The sequence below is a fragment of the Nocardioides sp. J9 genome, assembly GCF_007829375.1.
In the GTDB taxonomy this organism is placed as follows: domain Bacteria; phylum Actinomycetota; class Actinomycetes; order Propionibacteriales; family Nocardioidaceae; genus Nocardioides.
This window is the reverse complement of record NZ_VLJQ01000038.1, coordinates 1-1843: the sequence shown is the minus strand read 5'-3', so window position 1 is coordinate 1843 and position 1843 is coordinate 1. Positions and strand designations below refer to the sequence as shown.

Genomic DNA, 1843 nt, shown 5'->3' with positions numbered 1-1843 from the left:
CCGCGGACAGCGGACGCGCCCGGAAGTCGATGTCGTTGGTGCCGAGCGCGACCCGGGCGAACTTGCTGTAGGCGTAGGCGTCCTCGACGGTCAGCCGGCCGCCGGTGAGCACGCCGACACCCCCTGCCGCCCGCGCGCCGGCGAGCCCGCGGGCCGCAACCGTGAACGCCTCGGGCCACGACGCCGGCCGGAGGCTGCCATCCTCGTCGCGGACCTGCGGGTAGCCGAGCCGGTCGTCGGCCTGCGCGTAGGCGAAGGCGAAGCGGTCCTTGTCGCTGATCCACTCCTCGTTGACCGCGGGGTCGTCGCCCGCCTGGCGCCGCAGCACCTTGCCGCGCCGGTGGTCGACCCGGATGGCCGAGCCGCACGCGTCGTGCTCGGCGACGCCGGGCGTCGAGACCAGGTCGAACGGGCGCGAACGGAAGCGGTACTGCTCGGACGTGAGCGCCCCGACCGGGCAGATCTGGATCACGTTGCCGGAGAAGTACGACAGGAAGGGCGCGTCCTCGGCGATGCCGATCTGCTGCTGCGCACCGCGCTCGACGAGCGCGATGAACGGGTCGCCGGCGATCTCGTCGGCGAAGCGGGTGCACCGCTGGCACACGATGCAGCGCTCGCGGTCGAGCAGCACCGTCGGCGACAGGTTGATGGGCTTGGGGAAGGTGCGCTTCACGCCGCGGTTGCGCTCGTCGGAGAAGCGCGACTCGGCGCGGCCGTTGGACATGGCCTGGTTCTGCAGGGGGCACTCGCCGCCCTTGTCGCAGACGGGGCAGTCGAGCGGGTGGTTGATGAGCAGCAGCTCCATCACGCCCTGCTGCGCCTTGTCGGCGACCGGGCTGGTGACCTGCGTGCTGACGACCATGCCCTCGGCCACCGGCAGCGTGCAGGAGGCCTGCGGCTTCGGGAAGCCGCGCCCGTTGCCGGCGTCGGGGACGTCGACCAGGCACTGGCGGCACGCGCCGACCGGCGCGAGGAGGGGGTGGTCGCAGAAGCGCGGGACCTGCACGCCGATCTGCTCCGCGGCGCGGATGACGAGGGTGTCCTTCGGGACGCTGACCTGGACGCCGTCGATGGTGAGGGTGACCAGGTCGGTCTTCTCGACCCCGGTGGTCGAGCCTGTCGAGACCGTCATGCCGACACCTCCTGACCGGCCCAGGCCGTGGACTTCGCGGGATCGAACGGGCAGCCGCCGTGCGTGAGGTGGGCGAGGTACTCGTCGCGGAAGTGCTGGATCGAGCTCGAGATCGGGCTCGTCGCACCGTCGCCGAGGGCGCAGAAGGAGCGGCCCAGGATGTTGTCGCACTGGTCGAGCAGCTGGTCGAGGTCGGCCTCGCTGCCCTGGCCGGCCTCCAGCCGGCTCAGCGCCTGCACGAGCCACCACGTGCCCTCGCGGCACGGCGTGCACTTCCCACAGGACTCGTGCTTGTAGAACTCCGTCCAGCGCAGCACCGCACGCATCACGCACACGGTCTCGTCGAAGATCTGCAGGGCGCGGGTCCCGAGCATCGAGCCGACGCCGCCGACGCCCTCGAAGTCGAGSGGTACGTCGAGGTGCTCGGCCGTCAGCAGCGGCGTGCTGGAGCCGCCGGGGGTCCAGAACTTCAGCTGGTGGCCCTCGCGGACGCCGCCGGCGAGGTCGAGCAGCTCGCGCAGCGTGATGCCGAGCGGCGCCTCGTACTGGCCCGGCTTCTGCACGTGGCCGGACAGCGAGAAGATGCCGTGGCCCTTGGACTTCTCCGTGCCCATCGACGCGAACCAGGCCGCACCGTTCTTCACGATCGCGGGGACCGAGGCGATGGACTCCACGTTGTTGATGACCGTCGGGCTGGCGTAGAGGCCGGCG

At 71.6% G+C, this 1843-nt stretch carries 2 protein-coding genes; both read right to left on the bottom strand.

Translation table 11 applies throughout. The features are described 5' to 3' along the window. Positions 1 to 1132: 2Fe-2S iron-sulfur cluster-binding protein (locus tag L615_RS03450; RefSeq protein ID WP_145724131.1), on the bottom strand; the 1132-nt coding region annotated here is incomplete at its 3' end. After that, positions 1129 to 1843: NADH-ubiquinone oxidoreductase-F iron-sulfur binding region domain-containing protein (locus L615_RS03445; protein ID WP_186449713.1), on the bottom strand; the 715-nt coding region annotated here is incomplete at its 5' end. The genes L615_RS03450 and L615_RS03445, both read right to left, overlap by 4 nt.